This window comes from Alteromonas sp. CH_MED4-4 (genome assembly GCF_037029575.1).
In the GTDB taxonomy this organism is placed as follows: Bacteria; Pseudomonadota; Gammaproteobacteria; order Enterobacterales; family Alteromonadaceae; genus Alteromonas; species Alteromonas macleodii.
Genome location: NZ_JAYMEU010000026.1, coordinates 35,303 through 54,911, shown reverse-complemented (window position 1 = coordinate 54,911; position 19,609 = coordinate 35,303). Strand labels below are relative to the sequence as shown.

Annotated in this window: 16 protein-coding genes; 8 read left to right on the top strand and 8 right to left on the bottom strand. The window is 45.2% G+C overall.

The annotated features are described in order from the left end of the window. Positions 1 to 147: 147 nt before the first annotated feature. From WA381_RS16135 to WA381_RS16125, 3 genes are all read left to right on the top strand, one after another. Positions 148 to 1,062, top strand: a complete 915-nt coding sequence (locus WA381_RS16135; RefSeq protein WP_156086744.1) for an alpha/beta hydrolase — start codon at positions 148 to 150, stop codon at positions 1,060 to 1,062. 82 nt (positions 1,063 to 1,144) lie between these two features. After that, entirely contained in the window at positions 1,145 to 2,077 is a 933-nt protein-coding gene (locus WA381_RS16130) for an alpha/beta hydrolase (RefSeq protein ID WP_156086743.1), read from the top strand. A gap of 96 nt (positions 2,078 to 2,173) precedes the next feature. Continuing rightward, entirely contained in the window at positions 2,174 to 3,085 is a 912-nt protein-coding gene (locus WA381_RS16125; RefSeq protein ID WP_289617982.1) for an AraC family transcriptional regulator, read from the top strand. Positions 3,086 to 3,090: 5 nt separating this feature from the next. On the opposite strand, the gene WA381_RS16120 is transcribed toward WA381_RS16125, so the two are convergent. Together WA381_RS16120 and WA381_RS16115 are read right to left on the bottom strand one after the other, a co-directional pair. Further along, complete coding sequence (locus WA381_RS16120) at positions 3,091 to 3,786, bottom strand: LytR/AlgR family response regulator transcription factor (RefSeq protein WP_231506541.1); 696 nt, start codon at positions 3,784 to 3,786, stop codon at positions 3,091 to 3,093. After that, positions 3,783 to 5,642: a sensor histidine kinase gene (locus WA381_RS16115; protein ID WP_156086741.1), complete on the bottom strand. Its 1,860-nt coding sequence runs from the start codon at positions 5,640 to 5,642 to the stop codon at positions 3,783 to 3,785. The genes WA381_RS16120 and WA381_RS16115 overlap by 4 nt, the downstream gene beginning before the upstream one ends. Positions 5,643 to 5,842: 200 nt before the next feature. On the opposite strand from WA381_RS16115, the gene WA381_RS16110 reads away from it, so the two are divergent. Next, positions 5,843 to 7,285: a serine hydrolase domain-containing protein gene (locus WA381_RS16110; protein WP_156086740.1), complete on the top strand. Its 1,443-nt coding sequence runs from the start codon at positions 5,843 to 5,845 to the stop codon at positions 7,283 to 7,285. A gap of 28 nt (positions 7,286 to 7,313) precedes the next feature. Here WA381_RS16110 and WA381_RS16105 read toward each other — a convergent pair whose 3' ends face one another. Both WA381_RS16105 and WA381_RS16100 read right to left on the bottom strand, forming a co-directional pair. After that, a complete protein-coding gene (locus WA381_RS16105; RefSeq protein WP_156086739.1) occupies positions 7,314 to 8,474 on the bottom strand; it encodes an MFS transporter in 1,161 nt (386 codons plus the stop codon). 162 nt (positions 8,475 to 8,636) lie between these two features. Continuing rightward, on the bottom strand, positions 8,637 to 9,590 hold the full coding sequence (locus WA381_RS16100; RefSeq protein WP_101565449.1) for a YihY/virulence factor BrkB family protein: 954 nt from the start codon (positions 9,588 to 9,590) through the stop codon (positions 8,637 to 8,639). Positions 9,591 to 9,988: 398 nt separating this feature from the next. On the opposite strand from WA381_RS16100, the gene WA381_RS16095 reads away from it, so the two are divergent. The 4 genes from WA381_RS16095 (at position 9,989) to WA381_RS16080 (ending at position 14,381) form a co-directional block, all read left to right on the top strand. Beyond that, positions 9,989 to 10,543, top strand: a complete 555-nt coding sequence (locus WA381_RS16095) for a type 1 glutamine amidotransferase domain-containing protein (protein ID WP_156086738.1) — start codon at positions 9,989 to 9,991, stop codon at positions 10,541 to 10,543. Between the two features lie 16 nt (positions 10,544 to 10,559). After that, positions 10,560 to 11,252: an SDR family oxidoreductase gene (locus tag WA381_RS16090; protein ID WP_156086737.1), complete on the top strand. Its 693-nt coding sequence runs from the start codon at positions 10,560 to 10,562 to the stop codon at positions 11,250 to 11,252. Positions 11,253 to 11,688: 436 nt separating this feature from the next. Further along, complete coding sequence (locus WA381_RS16085; RefSeq protein WP_231506540.1) at positions 11,689 to 13,080, top strand: peroxidase family protein; 1,392 nt, start codon at positions 11,689 to 11,691, stop codon at positions 13,078 to 13,080. 413 nt (positions 13,081 to 13,493) lie between these two features. Next, positions 13,494 to 14,381, top strand: a complete 888-nt coding sequence (locus WA381_RS16080) for an SDR family NAD(P)-dependent oxidoreductase (protein WP_014977153.1) — start codon at positions 13,494 to 13,496, stop codon at positions 14,379 to 14,381. 67 nt (positions 14,382 to 14,448) lie between these two features. Here the strand turns inward: WA381_RS16080 and WA381_RS16075 are convergent, their stop codons facing one another. From WA381_RS16075 to WA381_RS16060, 4 genes are read right to left on the bottom strand one after another with little or no spacing between them, the layout of a single operon-like run. Then, a complete protein-coding gene (locus tag WA381_RS16075; protein ID WP_156086736.1) occupies positions 14,449 to 15,864 on the bottom strand; it encodes an ABC transporter ATP-binding protein in 1,416 nt (471 codons plus the stop codon). Then, a complete protein-coding gene (locus WA381_RS16070) occupies positions 15,861 to 16,730 on the bottom strand; it encodes an ABC transporter permease (protein WP_156086735.1) in 870 nt (289 codons plus the stop codon). The genes WA381_RS16075 and WA381_RS16070 overlap by 4 nt, the downstream gene beginning before the upstream one ends. Continuing rightward, positions 16,727 to 17,710: an ABC transporter permease gene (locus WA381_RS16065; protein ID WP_156086734.1), complete on the bottom strand. Its 984-nt coding sequence runs from the start codon at positions 17,708 to 17,710 to the stop codon at positions 16,727 to 16,729. The genes WA381_RS16070 and WA381_RS16065 overlap by 4 nt, the downstream gene beginning before the upstream one ends. Before the next feature lie 2 nt (positions 17,711 to 17,712). Beyond that, positions 17,713 to 19,323 (bottom strand): ABC transporter substrate-binding protein, encoded by a 1,611-nt coding sequence (locus WA381_RS16060; RefSeq protein ID WP_156086733.1) that lies wholly within the window; start codon positions 19,321 to 19,323, stop codon positions 17,713 to 17,715. Positions 19,324 to 19,609: the final 286 nt, after the last annotated feature.

Here is a 19,609-nt window from a genome sequence, read left to right as displayed (position 1 = left end):
AAATTCCAAAGTAACCGGTTCAGGCAACTAATGCGTCGTTTTAGGCAAGGTTCGCTATCTCCCAACACCTATACTTAATTCATGGTTTGACGAGGTAATCGTTAAGCAGGCAAGAACATCATTTTCACCTAACGACGAGTAGACATCATGAACAAAGTATCATTTCCAAATACCAACGGTTTAAACATTACTATGTCTGGTCTAATAAATTTTCCAGAGAATTTTGATTCAACTAAAACTTACCCAGCCATTGTGGTTTCACATCCAGGCGGTGGCGTTAAAGAGCAAACTGCTGGAACCTACGCAAAAAAACTAGCAGAAAAAGGCTATATCGCTCTTGCGTATGACGCATCGTATCAGGGCGAGAGTGGTGGTGAACCACGCCAACTGGAAAACCCTCATGTTAGAACTGAGGATGTAAGTGCAGCGATTGATTACCTGACAACCTTAGATTACGTCGACAATGAACGTATTGGCGCAATGGGTATTTGTGCGGGCGCTGGCTATACCGCAAACGCTGCCATCAACGATAGACGTATAAAAGCGGTGGGCACAGTAAGCATGGTCAACATTGGTCAAATGTTCCGAAATGGTTGGGACAACAATGTAAAAGACAGTGAGGCATTGCCTTACTTAGAAGCGGGCTCTGCGTCTAGAACCTCTGATGCCAGCGGTAACGATATAGCGACTATGCCAATGGCGCCTTTAAAAGAAGAAGATGCTCCGAATGAAGAACTTCGCCAAGCGTGGGAATACTACCATACCGATCGCGCAGCATACTGCACAGCGCCAGGATTTGGTACTGCGAGAAGTTTAACGCAGCTAATTAGTTATGACGCCTTTTTTAAGGCAGAAGCTTTCCTTACCCAGCCTTTGTTGACGGTGGTCGGAAGCAATGCTGGAAGCAAATGGATGAGTGACGACTTAATGGAGCGTGCTGCAACATCGGATAAAACCATGCATGTCATTGATGGCGCAAACCACATGGATTTGTACGACGGCGAAGCAGAAATTACAAACGCAATGAGTGCGTTAGAAACCTTCTTTAATCGCACGCTATAAGCAGTTATTCCTAAAGAACTTCTGTTGCCGACATTGCATTTGCGATGACGGCGCAAACAATGCTTGAGACAAGGAGCATAAAATGAAAAAGGTCAGTTTTAGAAACTCAGACATGGCATGGGATATTTCAGCCCTTATTCTAACTCCACCCGATTTTGACGAGGCTAAACAATACCCGACAGTCATTAGTGTACATCCATTTGGTAGTTGTAAAGAGCAGACATCAAGCGCTACCTATGGGAAGGCACTTGCGGAAGCAGGCTATGTGGTCATTGCGTTTGACGCAAGTTTTCAAGGGGAGTCTGGAGGTGAACCTCGCTTTGTGGAAGATCCCACCCAACGGGTAGAGGATGTGAGTCGAGTCATTGATTATGCGGTTACCTTGCCTTACGTTGACGCGGAAAAAATTGCAGGCATTGGTGTATGCGGTGGTGGTGGCTATGTTTTTAATGCTGCTTTAACTGAAAAGCGAATCAAAGCCGTAGTGGGGATCACACCTGTCAACATTGGTCGACTCTTTCGAGAAGGCTTTAGCATGTATAACCCCATTGGTGCATTAGAAGGAATGGCTGCACAGCGAACGGCAGAAGCCCGAGGTGGTGAGCGACTAGTAAATGAACTGCTCCCTACAAGTCTCGCTGAAGCCAGAGACAATGGAATGACGGAACGCGATGTTTATGAAGCAACTGAATACTACAAAACCCCGCGAGGCCAACAGCCGGGTGGTGCTACAAGAATGTTGTTTTCACATGCGCAAAAGACACTGGCGTGGGACGCATTTTCTTTTGCAGAGACCCTTATGACGCAACCCGTAATGGCAGTTATTGGTCAGAAGGTTGGGGCATTTGGTGCCTACCGTGACGGCATGGAAATTTACGGGCGCGCAGCGGCATCTAAAGATCGCCAATTGGTTGAATTAGAAGATTGGTCGCATTACGACCTTTATGATAAAAGTGAACCTGTTGGGCTGGCCATGGCGCAAATTGTACCTTTCTTCAAAGAACATGTAGGTTAGTAACTAACTAAGAATAAGTAATGACAACTTGCGCCCAAGGCAAACAGCCGAAGGGCGTAATTATTGTTTAATTCTTTTCTTTTCGAAGTAATACTTGTGGGAGATCGAACGGTGTTTTTTCCAATCAGTGATGCGAAAAAAGCGTTAAGTGAAATGGTGCTGGACTACAGTCGAAAAGAGGGCGACCACGAAACGCCGATTTCAGGCCTTACCTTTCACGTAAGAAATGCGCCGACAGAGCCTTTACACTGTATTTATACGCTTAGCCTAGCGGTCGTTTTGCAAGGGGCAAAGCTCCTTTCTTATGAAGACCAGCTCCATCAGTCCACTGCTGGCCAATCTATGCTAACTACCTTTGATTTGCCGGTAATTTCTCATGTGTCAGAAGCGACGAGGCACAACCCCTTTGTAGCGCTGGTTCTGAAGTTAGACTATACCCTCATTCTGCAAGTTTGCGCCGAGCTTAATCTGTCAAAACCGCCAAGAGATATTCGTTATCAACCAATATCGACACAAGATGTGGATGAAGGCTTGTACGACGCTCTAGGTCGCCTTATTAAAATGTGTGCCCAGGGAAAGTTTTTGGATAGCCTTTACCCATTGGTTGAAAAAGAAATTGTTATTCGTTTACTTGATGGACCACACGGATTGCACCTTCGCCACCTTGTGTCGTCAGGCGCGCCAAATGCACATATTTTAAAAGTGGTGACGTGGTTAAAACAGAATTTTACTCAGTCAGTGGGAATGGACGCATTGGCGGATCAAGCCCACATGAGTGCCTCTACTTTCAGGCAGCGCTTTCGAGCACTTACTGGTACCAGCCCTTTGCAATATCAAAAGACACTAAGATTACAAGAAGCAAGGGATCAAATGCTGATGAATGGTTTGGACGCGACACAAGCAAGCTCATTGGTTGGCTATGAAAGTGCATCTCAATTTAGCCGAGAATACAGCCGATTGTTTGGCATGCCGCCTCAAAAAGATATTCAACGTTTACGCACAGTGTAGAAGTCTTAGCTGCTCAGAGCATCAACCAGCGTACTGAATTTAGTTCTTCCTACTGGAACACTCGCGCCCGAGTGCAGGTGTGCAATGTACTTCGCGCCTGAGTGTTGTTCAATATGCTTAACTTCATCAAGAGGTATCGCATAAGAGCGATGAACTCGCATAAATCCTTGAGGTAGAATTTGCATTAACCTGTCTAAATGCTTGTCATGCAATATGGTTTGATTGTCTTTAGTGGTTATTTCACTGTAGTGCCCAGCGGCTTGAATGAATTGAATGTCATCAACTTGAAGAAAGCAGAGCACATTGTTTTTGCGATATGACAACCGCTGACATTGGCCCTTAAATTGATGCAGAGAAAAGCGTTCTATCGCTTTACTTATTCTTTCTTGAGTAAATGGCTTACCAATAAAATCGAGTACGCCAAGCTCAAACGCTTCTAAAGCCCTGTCGGTATTCGCTGACACCACCACGGTGTGATAAGGGGCGGCAAGCTGTTGATGAATTAATGAAAAACCGTCTTTTCCATGCAAATTCAAATCTAGAAAAAGCAGGTCTGTGTCGCGGTTAGACAAATGCTCTTCTGCATCATCGAGGTTGGAAAAGCGATGAATAGTGGTTTTATCGTCGGTACACTGGTCGATAAAACGAGCAAGTCGTTTGGCAACCATGGGTTCATCTTCTACTAGGGTAATATTCATCATAGCGTTTGTAAGGTGATTTGTTCGGTCTGCTCGGCGTGCGCGTTACTTTGCTCACCCGAAACGAACGTTGTTGGAAATGTGAGCTTAGTTACCCAATACTTATCTTCAATAAATTCCACTAGCTTCCAGTTATTACCAAACGCTTCTGTGAGCCGGGCTTTAATATACTTGGTGCCAACACCGGTTCCTTCTTTATTCTCTAATGCTGATGTCTGGTAAGAATAGTGTTGAGTAAGCTGAGCTTTAAACAGCAAGGTAGTTGAATGTCTTTTATTCTTATCATGCTTGGCATTCTCTACGGACACACCCTGTGCTTCATCCTCTTGTTGTTCAGAAAAGCTGAGACTAAATAGATACTCTCCCGAGCCGTATCTGTTGTGGCTAAACGCATTTTCTATGAGGGTGAGTAATACTCCGGGAGGAATAAGCTGCTGCCCTTTGTTTTCTGACATCTCCGGCTTTTGCAGTGAAAAGTGGGCGTCGAAGCGGTATCCCATAATTTTAAGGTGACTTTCACAAAGGGCGACTTCCTGCTGTAAAGCAATTAAGGCTCTATCGCTTAAGCTGGCCATTTGGCGAAACTCCGATGCTAACGCCTGAATAAACCCAATGGCTTCTTTTGGGGCGATTTCAATCCACTCTTCAATTGCCGTCAGGGTATTGAGAATAAAGTGAGGCTGTAGCTGCTTCTTTATAAGCTCAAGCTGCAGACGCTGGGTGGTAAGCGTTGACTGCGTAAGTGCACGCTGTCTCTCAGCATGGGTTTGGCTTAGCACGAGTAGTAATAAAAGCGCTAAGCCACTAAACGAAACAAAGAAATATTGGTCCATAAACGAAAACCGGTTAATGAGAACGGGTGAAACAAATACCACTATTCCCATGGTCATTAACCACGCGTACTTCTTCCGTTTATAAATACTGGCCACACCAATAATAAAGCTAATGAGCAAAGACACACTGAACAACAAAAAGCTGCGGTAATCGTAACCATCGAAATATAACAATACCCCACAACTAGCCATAACCAACACAAGCAAGGTACTGATAAACCATGTTTTTGAATAGCGGAAGAAAGACAGGAAAAAGAGCGGTAGCACCAGGCTGATAACAAGGGTTAAGCCAAGGACGATTTCCATTCTAAGGATGTGCCACTGGTAGCTGTAACCGAATAGACCTCGCCATGACTCGGCCAAGATTAATAGAATCAGCATGGTGCATAGGCAGCTAAACCACAGGTATGCAGGCTCTTTGAGCGATGAAAAGTACACCACAAATGAATACATGGCGACAAGAACCAAGCCACTTAGCATCATTAAGGGCAATCGGATACGCCACTCATTAATGGCGGCAAGAGTTTCGAAGTCGTCTGTAAATACCCAATATCCACTACTTTGCGCGGTATCTGGACGAAATTTGCTGCTCAGCCTTACCATCACCGTGTTATCACCAGTATTCAGGTGCTGTGAAGGTAGTATGAATATACTGTCTATTTCACCTGGCAATTCTTTGCTCTCGGCTGTTGCAGGCATGCCGTTATCACCAATGTGATAACCGTTCAAATAAACAGAAAACGCGCCAAGTATAGAAACAAACAAGCCTTTAGGCGCACTCTCGGTTTGTTGTACACCTTGTGACCCATTTGATGTTGCGTTGAACGCAAGTGTGAACTTGAGCCACCTTACTTCATTAGACAGTTCGATGTCCGACTGGGAGTGAGCCTGCCATCGAGGATCGTTCTCCGCTGGTACTTCCTCTTGCCCAGAATAGAGGATGCTGACCTGAGAAGGAAATGTCAGTGAATGGGTGGGCTGTTCGTGCAAAAGTACAACGCCCCAAATGAGCATTGTCATAAGCATTAAGTAGAACCAATTGAGTTTTTGCACGGGAAGTTAGGGCGTGTTGTTTGTTGTTATTGTTAACACAGTACACAGTTTTTAACTGTTAATGAAGTCGAAGTAATGCACTTGGGGAATGCCTGATGCAGTTCAGGAAATAGGTTGCCGTAAACCGAATAATTGACGCTAAATTTGGCTGAAATTTATACGGAGAGTAATGTATGACACCCATTAATAAACTAGTAGCCTTTATCCTTTTACTTTTGTGGTATGCGCCACTTGAAATAGCCCACGCAAATGACAACCAACTGTTGTCTCAAGCAGAACTCAACGAGCTCTTAAAAGAATACAAATTAAGTGGCGTAAGCGTCGCGGTAATCGACGACTTCAATGTTGTCTATTCCGCCACAGCTGGGGAAAAGGTGTTCGGTTCAGGTGATTCTATTAACCAGTCAACGGCCTTTTCTACCGCTTCTATTTCCAAGCCGGTTACCGCGCTACTAGCGGCTATGCTCGAAGATCAAGGCAAGCTTAGTTTAGACGACTCTGTAGCTAAGTATCTCACCCGTTGGACACTGCAAAAAGAGCAGTTTCCCAACCCTGAGGAAATTACTTTTCGTCGGTTGCTCAGCCACACTGCGGGCACCACACAAAGTGGGTTTGCTGACTTTTATAAAGGAGACGCTGTGCCAACGGCTATCGATAGCCTAAATGGAGTAAACGTCCCCCGTTATGACTCGCCCATTAGCTTAGCATTTAAGCCTGGTGAAAGTTGGTCGTATAGCGGCGGTGGCTACGTTATTGTGCAAATTGCGCTGGAAGATCTAACTGGAAAGACATTGCCTGAATTAGCAGAAGAAATGCTATTTAAGCCGCTTAACATGGTTAACACCACAATGTATCAACCTGACAGCCCGCTATTTTTGCAAAATGTGGCAAGCGTTCATCACGACGATTTGAGCGTGATCCAATCTGGATATCCAATTTGCCCGCAAATCGCGCCTTCGGGAATGTGGAGTAATGCTCTTGATATGGCAACATTGATTATTGAAATGCAAAGAGCACTAAATGGCGATGATACAAAGGTAATCTCGCAAGCAGTGGCGCGTAATACTACTCAAATTGAAACCCTCGATGTTGTAGGTGGTTGGGGACTAGGCTGGATGCGTCTTGAGGCTAAAGGCAACCTAGAGTGGTTCTCTCATGGTGGTTCAAACACGGGAACAGGAGGGCAAATCATGGGCACAATGCGCGATGGTAGAGGTATCGCTATATTCGGTAACGGCGGCAACCCTGCTCGAATTCCGGTTATTGAAACAGTTATTGCAACGGTTGTGGAAAAGCTCGACTGGAAGAAAAGCTTGCCCGTGGTAAAGCAACAGATTCCCCTTAAACTGTTAAATGACTTTGAAGGTAAATACCTCGCAGGCTTTGGAGAAACCATCGAAATCAGCAAGCAGAATAACCAGCTTTTCTACCAAGGAAGACTGTTGCTGTGGAGTCATATTGAAAGTGGGGAGCTTGTTTACCTTGGTGACGGAGAATTTGGTGTGGAAGGTTATCCAAACCGACTTTCTCTTGAAACAGTAAGCGGTAAAAAGCGGCTGAAAGTGTCGCGAAAAGGAAGCGATAAGGTGTCGTATTTTGAATCTGCCCCAGAATAGGGGCAGTAAGATGGACAAGGCGAGTGTGTTACTCGCCTGCCATGGCGCGCCCTTTGGTTTTAACACTGGCTATCAGCATATAAATACTGGTAGCAAGTAAGCACGCAAATAAGTAACCCATCAACCCTTGAGGGCCTACTAAAAAGTTATCGGCAATAAGTGGGCCTACTACTGAACCCACGCTGTAGCTGAAAAGCATGACCTGTGTGGCGCATACAATGAAGCTAGCATCGAGTTTGTCGCAGGCCAGATTTATTGCCACTGGGTATAGGGCAAATATTGCCATCCCTAATAGAAACAGACCAGCTCCCAAAGCGTATATACCACTAACCGCTGCGGTTAATGTTATGGCGGCGACACCTAGTAAACAAAATAGCGCCATGAGTAACGTGCGGCCTAAATGCTTGGATAACGCAGGAATTAAAGGTTGAACTGCCATAGCGCCTAAAATAATTAAGGCCATTAAGCTACCCAAATCGTCATGAGCAATGCCCCGGTTTAATAGTTCAAGAGGCATTAAGCCGTAAATGGCACCTAGGGTTAAGCCTGACACTATGCAACCAATAATTGCGGCATGATTTAGTTTCGATATTTGCTTTAGCGACAGTGGCGTACTGTGGGAAGCTTCAGGCTGCTCGCTCTTTGCAAACAAAAGTACGCCAATGGCTAAAATCAACATGGTGAAAATGGCAGCAAAAGGAAGCATGCCGCCTACGCCAATAGCGCCAATACCTAACTGACCTAAAGAGCTTCCCCCGTACAGTGCGCCCATGTACAAGCCTAAACGTTTGGCTCTATCGGCTTCGTCGCCGTGTAAAAGCCACGACTCTACGATAACAAATACACCCGCTACAGCAACGCCAGCCACTAACCGAGCCACAAGCCAAACTGCGGTGTGAGCAAACAAAGGCATTACTACAATAGTTAGTAATAGTACGCCTAAACACAGCGCAAAACCGTGCTTGTAACCAACGCGGGTTACCAACGGTTCAATACTAAGGGCACCCACTAGTAGTCCAGCGTAAAAGCTGCTAGCCAGCCAACTGGCGATAGCCGTGTCTAGGTTGTAATGGCTGAGCATTAGTGGGATCAGACTCATCAAATAGCCAGACGCAACTGCGTACATACCCAGCGCAATAACGGGAACAGAAACCCGCGCTTTGGCTGGCGGGATAAGGGTGTTGTCCAAGGTAATGCCTTACATCAAAGGAAAGAGAAGATAATTTCGCGGCGCGAATATGAGGCAAATTCAGATATAGGTAAAATGAAAAGAAATGCTCGTAAAGATGCTAAAAATTGATGGTGAGGAAGGCGCTGCTAGATAGTGCATGCGCCTCAGATAGTTTAAGCATTAGCGCCTTAAATCATCCGGTGTATGGTCTGCCACAAATGCGTTTCTTTCGCCCATGGGTCTGTCTTCACCCACCGTACTGTCTGCAGTAGTTTGGAGCTCTATCGACGAGTTCACCTCTGCACCGATTAGAATGATATAGGCGGTTAAATACAACCACATAAGCAAAATAATAATGCCCCCAACGGAGCCGTAGGTTTTGTTGTAGCTTCCAAATTCATTGAGGTATATCGAAAAACCATACGAGGCTACCACCCATAATAAGGTGGCAAAAACTGACCCCGGCGTCACCCAGCGCCACTGGGCTTCTCTTCGGTGAGGGGCATATCGATATAGGGCTGAAAGCGCAATATTAAATAGGGCCAGCATAACTGGCCAAGTCACCCACATGGCTTGCTCGGTACTAAGGGCATTTGACGTCATCCAGTTTAATGCTTCGGGTAAAATAGTGATGCAGGCAAGGGACACAATTACAGTAAGGATCATAAATATGGTGCAGGTGATGCGTGCCAGGATACCTTTGAAAAAGCCTCTTCCTTCCGCCTCGCTATAGGTAATGTTGCATGCTTTTATCAGTGCGTTGGCGCCTTTGCTACTGCTCCACAGTGATAAGAGCAGAGTAAATAAAAAACTCCAGCCCAATGCAGTATTCGACTTCTCGGTTAAATTTTTAAGCTGTTCTTCAATGATGTAGCGACTGTCATTTGGTACTACATTTACCAGCAATGCCATGTGGCGTTGCAGTTCATCGGGAGAGACAACGAGCCCATACAAAGCAATAGTTGCCCCTAGTAGTGGGAAGATAGCCAGCAAGCAGTAAAAGGCAACGCCAGCGGAGATAAGAGGAATGTTGTCTTTTTGCAGGCTAGTGAAAATACGCTTTGAAATACTCCACCAACTTTTCAAAGAAAGCTCGAATGCAGATTTAGCGTGGTTGAAACGTTCCTTGCTCATGTGTCCTCATGTTTTGCCTAAACGATAGAACTCTTAGAGCTTGATACATGAAAACTTCGCTGTCGGCTTACATTAACTTAAAAAAGGAGCGAGAAAGAAGCTCTGTAAATCGTTCACAAAATCTGAATATGTGCGTGGCTATCAATGGTGGTGAAATTGTTGGTATTTCATTTATTGTAATTGAATCAATGGTTTGCGTTTCTTGGTTTGGATGGTTTGTAATTTGCACCTTCAACAGCATCGTAGCTAGATAGTAAGAGCTAGGTTATGCCATGCACAAACTAACGCGTTCACCTGATGGGATTTGCTAAAGGTGGTAGGCGGACAGTTATTCCTATTGTGTGGCGCCCCCTGTTTTTACTAGCTTTACATTTCGTCTTTCAAAAGGAGTGAACATTATGAGCAACACCCAAAACCTTAAAGGCAAAAAAATCGCTATTTTGGCAACCAATGGTTTTGAGCAAAGTGAGTTGATTCAACCAAGAGACAAGTTTATTGAGCAAGGTGCTGAAGTTGATGTGCTATCTATTGATGATCAGACAACAATTAAAGCATGGGACGAAGACAACTGGGGGAAGGACGTCAATGTTGATAAACAAGTTACGTCCGTTAATCCTGAAGATTACGATGCCCTTGTGCTACCTGGCGGTCAAATCAATCCCGATGTGCTGCGTACCAACGAAGATGCAGTTGCCTTCATCAAAAATGCAAACAGCGCGGCAAGTATTAAAGCTATAGGTGCTATCTGTCATGGTCCATGGTTGCTGGTGGAGTCTGGGTTAGCGAAAGGTGCAACACTCACTTCGTTTCCTAGTATCCAAACAGATCTCAAAAATGCTGGTGCGACCTGGGTTGATGAAGAAGTGGTGACCCACTCAAAACTAGTCACTAGTAGAAACCCAGATGATATTCCAGCTTTCGTAAGCAAAATTAGTGAATTGGTTGCCCAGTAAAAAAAGGAGGAAGTGTATGTCCACCTCAGCTACAAATAAAAAGGTTATCGCGATAACGGGGGCTTCCAGCGGCATTGGCGAAGAAACGGCAAAGCAATTGGTAGATAACGGTTTTAACGTTGCCCTCTTAGCGAGAAGTGAGGACAAACTGCGTGCCTTGGTTGAAGAGCTTGGCAATGATAATGCATTTGCTGTCAAAGCTGACGTAAGCGACTTTAATGAGTTAGATAAGGCGTTTAAACAGGTAAGCGAACATTTCGGTCGTATTGACGGCATTTTCGCCAATGCAGGGCGCGGCGCGAAAGCCGCCGGCATTGAAAAGGGGGACGTAGATGACTGGGATGGCATGCTGGGCGCAAACGTAAATGGACTGCTTTATACCGCAAAAGCCGGATTGCCGTACTTGCGCGATACGCAAGGCCACTTCATCATTACGTCTTCGGTCGCCGGTCGAATAGCTCTCAAAGGCTCTGTATATGGGGCAAGTAAGTGGTTTGCTTATGGTTTCGGTCAGAACCTCGCAGAAGAAATGCGCGAGTGGGGCGGCCGCTGTACAACTATCTGCCCTGGTATGGTGAATACGCCATTTTTCGATGAACCTAAGGAAGATAAGCTTCAGCCAGCGGATATCGCAAAATCGGTATTGTTTGCCCTAAGCGCAGAAGAGTCAGCCTGCGTTCGCGAGGTTTATGTTATGCCGGCGAAGTAAAGCAAAAGGCTAGTTGAGTATAATGATGTACCGTGTTTTTACAGTTCTTAATTGGCGTCAGCACGTTAACAAATGGGTCAGAACTGAATTTTATGTAGCTTTTGGCCTATGTGAAACCTCATGCAGAGGACGGTTGAGTTTAAACCGTCCATCTTTTTTTTTTGAGTTTGGAGCCAAGGAAACGGAGACAAACGAAGGGGTATTCGCTGGTGAATTTACTCAACGATCATTTTCTATAACAGCTTAAGGTTATCTTAATTGTTGAAAAAATGAACACATCGAGATAGTCTAATATAAGCCTTGAGCTGGTCTTGTTGTTCAAAAAGGGAAAGCAGAGTATGGATGCTCATGATGTTTCCGAGCAATAGATTATCAATAACTTCCCCATTTTTAGTGTTTATCAGTGAAAAGGTGATAACTAAAATGGAGACTGAATATGATACATCATGGCATCAATACACCTAGCGGTATGACCCCTAAATGCACCCATCATCAATCACAAGGCCGATTCAGGCGTCTATTTCCTCAACTCCCTCGACTTATCAGTAACTCGCATGATCTTCGTGAATGCGGTAAAAAGAACGGACCCATGGATTCCGAAGCAGAAGCCAAGTTGTCAAATATTGACCTGGGTTACGTATTCTTAGGCCAATTCATCGATCATGATATTACCCTTGATGTTACATCGAGTTTAAGTTCACGAAATACCCCTGATGACATCAATAATATCCGAACGCCTACCCTGGATTTGGATTGTATCTATGGTTCGGGTGTTGAAGGGACACCGCATCTCTACTATCACGCACCACCAAACGCCTCCGGCAAACCTAAACAAATAGACAAGTTGCACCTGCTGACGAACGGTGATGATTTACTTAGAGCAGAGAGTACTCCTCAGGGGCATTTAAACCAAGTGGCGTTGATTGGCGATCCACGTAACGATGAAAACCGAATAGTCTCTCAGCTTCAATTACTGATGCACTATTTTCATAATACGGTTGTCAATGAGTTACTAACGAAGGGCACTTATACGACGAAAACTGCTCTTTTCGAAAAGGCGCGAGAGATCGTGACCTGGCACTACCAATGGGTCGTTATTTATGACTTTTTACCCAAGCTAGTAGGTCAAACGGTCGTCGATGATATTATGTGTAACGGTCGACGATTTTTTACTGAAGATAACTCTCCATTTATTCCGGTTGAATTTTCCGTCGCCGCCTATCGCTTTGGTCATACAATGGTTACCAACCCATTAGACTTTAACGAAAGTCATAAAGGCGTAACGATGTTTGGTAGCGAGTTAGGTACAGGGTTCCAGAAGAATACGGCAGGAGCGATTAACTGGAGTTGGTTTTTTGGAGAAGATTCTCAGAAAGCGGGGGCGGTCGATGAAAAACTTCCTTCAGAATTACTGGAGTTGCCGTTTATCAAAAATGCTGAGGCATCGCTTGCCGTAAGAAATTTGCAACGTGGTCAGAGCTTTTCACTGCCATCAGGCCAGTCAGTGCACAAATACATGGAGTCTGTTTTAGGCGTAAGCCTGGATTCTCCCGATATGTCGATGTTCGAACTGCCGGGCAACTTAGCTCAAGCAACTCCGCTGTGGTTATACATTCTTTGCGAGGGAAGCCTCTCAGGAGGCAATCATTTGGGGTCTGTTGGAGGTTATATTGTAGCTGAAGTGCTTATAGGTTTGATTGAAAGTGACCCTCACTCGTTCTTAGGATCTAACCCTTCATGGTATCCAGAACTAAAAGTACAGGGCAGTCAACCCGCTGGAGCTTTCGAAATGGCTGACATCATCAAATATACTGATTTCGCGGCTTAACAAACAAGCGGAAGTATTTACTGAGGCGTGAAGATATCGACTCCTGTAAGTACGCTCTGTCAAAAGCCATTGTTGAGAATTAGATTAGTAGCACCAGAGTAAAATCGAACAGTCGGTTAGGTTGATGTAGAACGGATGAGACAGTTTTCAACATAGAAATATAGTAGCGGGGTAATGCAAAGGGCAGGGTTAGTCACTGCCCTTTTTTATTTGCCCCGCCTTTACGTTTAACCTGACTTATTAATTTCATGAAGCTATTCAGATTAGCCAAATAAAGTATTTTCCCCATCCTGTTACCCCTAATCTAGGTGTGTAGATAAGCGCTAGTTGAGTGAGATAGGCGATTGCAAACTCCTCATTGAAATGGCTTTCCCAAAGGGCCCGCGGCGCAATAACAATAACAGGAGAGTAAGATGTCTAACGAATTTACGGGTAAGACCGCTATTATTTCTGGCGCCGCTGGCGGCATAGGGTTAGCGCTGGCAGAGGCATTGGCAAGGCAGGGTATGAATATCGTCATGGGCGATATTGATAATGCTGCATTAACCGAATCGGGTAACGACTTACGAGAGAAAGGTTTTGATGTATTGACTTGCGCCCTTGATGTTACCGATTACGCTCAGTGGGAAGATATTGTAGCTAACGCCAAAGAGAAGTTTGGCAAGGTTCATATGGTCATCAATAATGCTGGTGTTGGCGGTACGCCGGGGAAAGTCGAAGATTCGGAGCATGAGACCTGGCGCTGGGTAATGGACGTCAACGTTATGGGCGTACTCTATGGCGCACAAGCATGCGTGCCAGCTATTAAAGAGCACGGCGAAGGAGGTTGGGTGCTAAACGTGGCGTCGATGGCAGGAATGATGGGCATGCCATATGCGGCGGCCTACTGCGCATCAAAGGCTGCGGTTGTCTCTATGACGGAAAGCTGGGTACCAGAATTAAAACCTTTTGGAATCCATACTTCTGTATTGTGTCCAGCATTCGTGAAAACCCGCATTCACGAGTCGTATAGAAATAGGCAGCAAAAATATGCAGTAGCCGCTGAAAAACGCATTGATAAAGAGAAGCTTAAAGCCGGAGCTCAAGCAGCCACTAAAGCAGTAGAGTCGGGAATCGATGCCTCTGTGCTAGCTGAACGCGTGATAGAGGCGCTTCAGTCAGAGCAAACTTATATTTATACCCACCCGAATTATCGAAAGGTTACTACGGCGCGCTTTAGCGCGATTGATAGCGCCTTTGTCGATGCTGAGCAGAGTCAGGCTGTAGGTCATCTTATTGATGATGAAATCGTGACTTTTTAGTTCATTCGCGGCTACGGTTTGCGTATAAACACACGAAAGTCCCCTGAAACTTGTCTTCCAAAAGCCGTTATATAACGGCTTTTGATGTTGTGAGAGTCTGAAGGTCAATGACGCGGTCACAGACTTTTTCTAGCTGTGTTCTATCGTGGCTGATAAAGAGCACCGTGCAATTTTCTTCTCTGCATTGATCGACAAGTAAGTGAGTAATTGCCTTACTTGTAATGGGGTCGAGCCTAGATGTTGGCTCGTCAGCTATAAGTAGCTTGGGCTTTAGTAGCAGCGCGCGCAGCAATGCAATGCGTTGAAGCTCACCTCCACTTACCTCAGAGGCGCTGCGCTCAAACAATCGCTGGTTAAGGCCTAGTTGAGATGAAAGTAAATCGGCACGCTTTTTAGACACCTTGTGGAGCTTTATTACGTCATCAATCAATGATTTAAGCGTAGTGTGATCGGCAAATGAACTGGGGGGATCTTGATACAGCTTTAGGGTTTGATAACGGTGTAAAAGCGTATGAAACGCAATATTGCCTTGATAGGGTAGAAGCCCAAGTAGAGCATCACCTAGAGACGTTTTTCCACTGCCGCTATCACCACAAAGCCCGACAATTTCGCCTTCCCCTAAAGAAAAACTAAGGCCAGTAAATAGTGTACGGTTACCTCTCATAATTGTGAGATCATTCACCGATACCAGCGGTGCAAACCTATGCGTTTTTTTTGTGGTAGCCGTCCAGTGTTGCGGAGCCGACGCAATAAGGGTTTTGGTATAGTTTGAAGACGGGGAGGACAGTATCTTGCGGGTATCACCTGTTTCAACCAGTTTCCCGTTTTTAAGCACCATACATTTACCACCCAGTGCCTCTGCCACTGAAACATCGTGCGTAATGGTAAGTAGCGTACCGTCGTTAGCTTTTTGCTTTAGTTGCTCAATAATATGATGTTTGCGTCCGGCATCTAGCCCTTTTGTGGGTTCGTCGGCTAGAAATAAAGGTGCATTAGTCGCTGATGCACAGGCAAAAGCGACACGCTGTGCCATTCCACCGGAAAGTTGAGAAGGGACCTTATCACTGTCGTCTTTAAGAGCCAGGTTTTCTAGCTGTGTCTTCGCACTCTTTTGTGCTTCGCGAGCACCGTTACCCAATGTAAACCGAAAAACTTCGGCGACTTGCTGGCGAATTTTCATCATTGGGCTTAGAGAATGCCATGGCTCTTGCGGCAGCATAACAATGTCTCGCCCCCACAATTGTTCACATTCACGTCGGTTGGCACGAAGCATATCTACACCGTTTACCAGAACATTTCCCGTAACCTTCAGTGCAGACGGTAAGTCGCCCATAATTGCTTGCGCTAGCAGACTTTTACCTGCCCCGGTTTCACCCAATATAGTCAGTGTCTCGCCTTGTTCAAGGCTAAGGGATAGATCCTCTACAATAATGGTGTCTTGCGCGTAAATTGATAAGTGTTCAATAGCAATGTATTGGCTCACAGTTTGCGCTCCAATGCATCATTCTTTGATAGTCTACTGCTGCTGTCAAAAATGAACTTATTTAAACGAGGTGTTTTGTCACTCTTCGCAGAAAGTAAGTGAAAGCCCAGTACGAGAACGAATAGGGTGGAAATAGGTTGTGCGAGCAGCCAAGGTGCTTCGTGATAGTATGGAAAAAGCTCAACTATCATCAGCCCAAGCTCAGGGCTGGGTGGTTTTAAACCAACATAAACGAAGCCCACCGATGCCATGGCGATAATTGAGGAGGAGGCACCAAAAGCAGCAAGTGATAACACGTCTTGTCGAATGGCGGGCCATATATGCTTATTAAATAAATAGCGTTTTGGAAAACCCATTAGCGCAGAGTTTTCCAGTGCAGGGCCTGTCACTACTGGTAGAGTGATAGCACGTACCAGCCTGAAGTACTCGACGGCCAGTACTAAGGAAATGGCTAAATACAGCATAATGAAAGAGCCTGGTACTAGCGCCGCGAAAAGAAGAATAAGTACCAGTCCGGGGAGCGCCAATATTGTATTGGCAATGAAATTCAACGTCGTATCTACCCAACCTCTACACCACGCTGCAATTACGCCCGTTAGCACGCCAATGATTGATGAACTTAGTACACACAGTGCAGCGAGAGAAAGTGATATGCGCAGACCCTCTGAGATTCTGGCTAACATGTCGCGTCCGAACTGATCTGTACCTAACCAATGTTGCGCACTTGGGGCTTCGAGCACTTGCTTTAAATTTTGTTGATTACCGTTTGTTCCCAATAGAACAGGCTCGCCCAACGCAAGTAATAAGAGCAGCATCAAAAGTGAAAAGCCAATCACTTTTTCAACAGGTAAGGCGGGTGTCTTCATTGGCTATACCCTCGATTCTCTCTCACCCTTGGGTCGAGTGCATACTGACTTAAATCGACTAGTGTGTTGACCAATACGAATAAAATGCCCATCAGCAAAGCTGTGCCTTGCAACATAGTGATGTCGCGGGCAAAGACAGCATGGGAAAGTCCGTGTCCTATGCCGGGCCAAGCAAAAAGGCTTTCAATCATAATTACGCCTTCAATTAACCCGATAAGCTGTATGCCCATGAAGGCTAGAGCAGGTATTACAATGTTAGGTAGCGCATGGCACCTAAACGCCTCTAGAGCGCTTAACCCTTTTATCTTGGCGAAATGGAAGTAACCCGATTGAACCGCATTAACAGTACTATTGCGAATTACGCGGTTTGATATAGCCGCCAGGCTTAACCCTAAGGTCATTACAGGTAATATGGTATAGACAAAGCCTGAAGAGCCCGCAACCGGAAGCCAGTTGAGCTCTAGAGCAAAAATAAAGATGAGAATTAGCCCCAAGCAAAAGACCGGTTGAGAGCGCACGAACGTGGAAAACACTAATACTGCTTTATCAAAAAGAGAAGCACGGCTTTTAGGAGTATTTTCACTTTTTCGAGCGCTTCTGATGCCGCTATAAATTCCCAGAGGAAACGCAATTAATGCGGATACCAGAATAGCGAGTCCAGCGAGAACAAGGGTGTAAGAAAGCTGATTTTGTAGCTCAACAACAATGGGGGCCCCCGTGACCAAGCTATTGCCTAAATCCAGTGAGGCTAAATCAGTCATCCAGCTTACGTACTGTTCGAAAGCGCTTCTGTGCAGACCAAGTTCTTCTGCTACGGCGTTAGCGGCACTTGTGCTTACCGCATCGTCACCGTAGCGGCCAGCCGCTATTTTGTAAGCCATATCTCCAGGTAGTGAACGGGTTATAATAAATGTGAGTGTGCCTACACTCCACGCCATCAGTACAGCTTGAAGCAGCCGTTGAAGTAGGATTTTTCTCATTATTATGGGGCTATTCTCATTTGAGATACGCGAAAAGAACGCTCGTAAGGGTCGAAGCTGAAGTTTCTTAGTCGGCTAGATGTCGCCGTTTGCTGCACATAGTACATAACGGGGATAAGAGGAACGTCTTGCTGAACTTCTTGCATAATTGATGATATCAATGATTTGTAAGCGTGTTCATCCGTGGTGTGACTCAAGGTCTTTAAATCGCTAAACACTTTTTCATTTTGCCAGTTCATTGGCCCCCAATCGCCGCCTTCTTTTGAAGAAAAGTCAGCCAGCATTATACCGAGAGGGTCTGGGATGTTAGCAAAGTTACGCGCCATAAGTGCAGTTTGCAATGTACCATCAGCATGCCCTGAAGGAATGGCACTTACATTTTCCATATGGACAGAGAGCTTCACTCCAATGCTAGCCCATTGATCTTGAATTGCCGTGGCAATGGTAATGAGTTCTGGCCGATTGGCGTAGGTAATCATGTCAAGCGTTAAAGGTGAGCCATTTTTGTAGCGCACTCCATCCTCACCTACTAACCATCCCGCGTCGGTTAGCAGCTGTGCCGCTTTTTTCCTGTTTAATAATAAGTCGCCATTTTCAACGCTATTTTTAATTGTTGGATTATTGTCAGCGTCACCCATTGAAATAGTATTGGTAGCATTATCTGTGGCAGTAGACCGAATATGCCAGTCTCGAATATTTGGGCCAAATAGCTGATCAGCAGAGATATTCGATATACGCATTACGCCAGATGCAATGCCTTTTCTGTCAATCGCTAAACTCAATGCTCGCCTTACTTTTACATCTGAGAGGATAGGATGGCCGCTATTTAACTTAACTAGAGTGGTGCGAGGGATCCTGTCGCTAAACACGTTTACGTCAGAGTCAGTGCGCAACATGCTAACCGCGGCAGGGTCGAGGTTGTACACAATATCTGCTTGCCCCGTTCGTACCATAAGCGCCCGCGTTTCAGAGCGGTGACCCGTTACGTACTCAACGTTTTCAATAACAGCGGGCTCGCCCCAATAATTGTCAAAGCGCGTGGTTGTAATATTGTGGGGAGGTTCAAAGTGCGTAATCTGATAGGGGCCTGTACCTATTAAGGTTTTAATTCGATTGAACTTGCCGAAGGTAGCAGGTGCCACGATCGCAGTTGCATAATTACTTAACAGGGAAGGGAAAGGACGGTAACTTTGGTTCAAGGTGAACTTGATAGAATATTCTGATACCACCTCCATGTTGGCGATCATATCTTTTGAAAATGGCGTTGGTTTACCAAACGCGACCGAAAGGCTTTTGTAGACGGCGTCGGCGGTCATTAACGTGCCGTCATGAAAATACACATCAGGACGTAAATTGAATGTCCAAACAGTAAAGTCCTCATCATTTGACCATGAGCTAGCAAGTCCTGGGATAAGCTGACCTTGGTTGTCCACGTCTATGAGAGTTTCCAGAATTTGCATTCGCGTAAACATGTAGCCGGTACTTGCCGGGTCGTTATTGACTGGTTCAAAAGGACCACTGATCAGAATTTTGTTTGTAGGTTGTGAAGGTGTGCAGGCACTAAGTAGAACGCTGGCAACGACGAGTAAAATTGTTAGATGTCTAATCCGCATATTATTTTTATGTATTCCCTTCGAGCCTTTAAGCTTTTTCGTGTCTATTTGAATCCTGTGAATCAGTATCAGTATTCTTAGGCTGACGCCCTGAATAGTAAAACAAAGATCCAGATTGGATAATATACGATTTGTTGAATAAATGTACAGATTGAGTCGGTAGGGCTAAACTACTTTTTGAAAAAATGCACTGGCTAATGACCATCAAGATATTAAGTAATGTTAAGTCGGTGCACAATATTTTCAACTTTTGTAATGGGCAGTTGGTCGTATGTTACATTGTAAC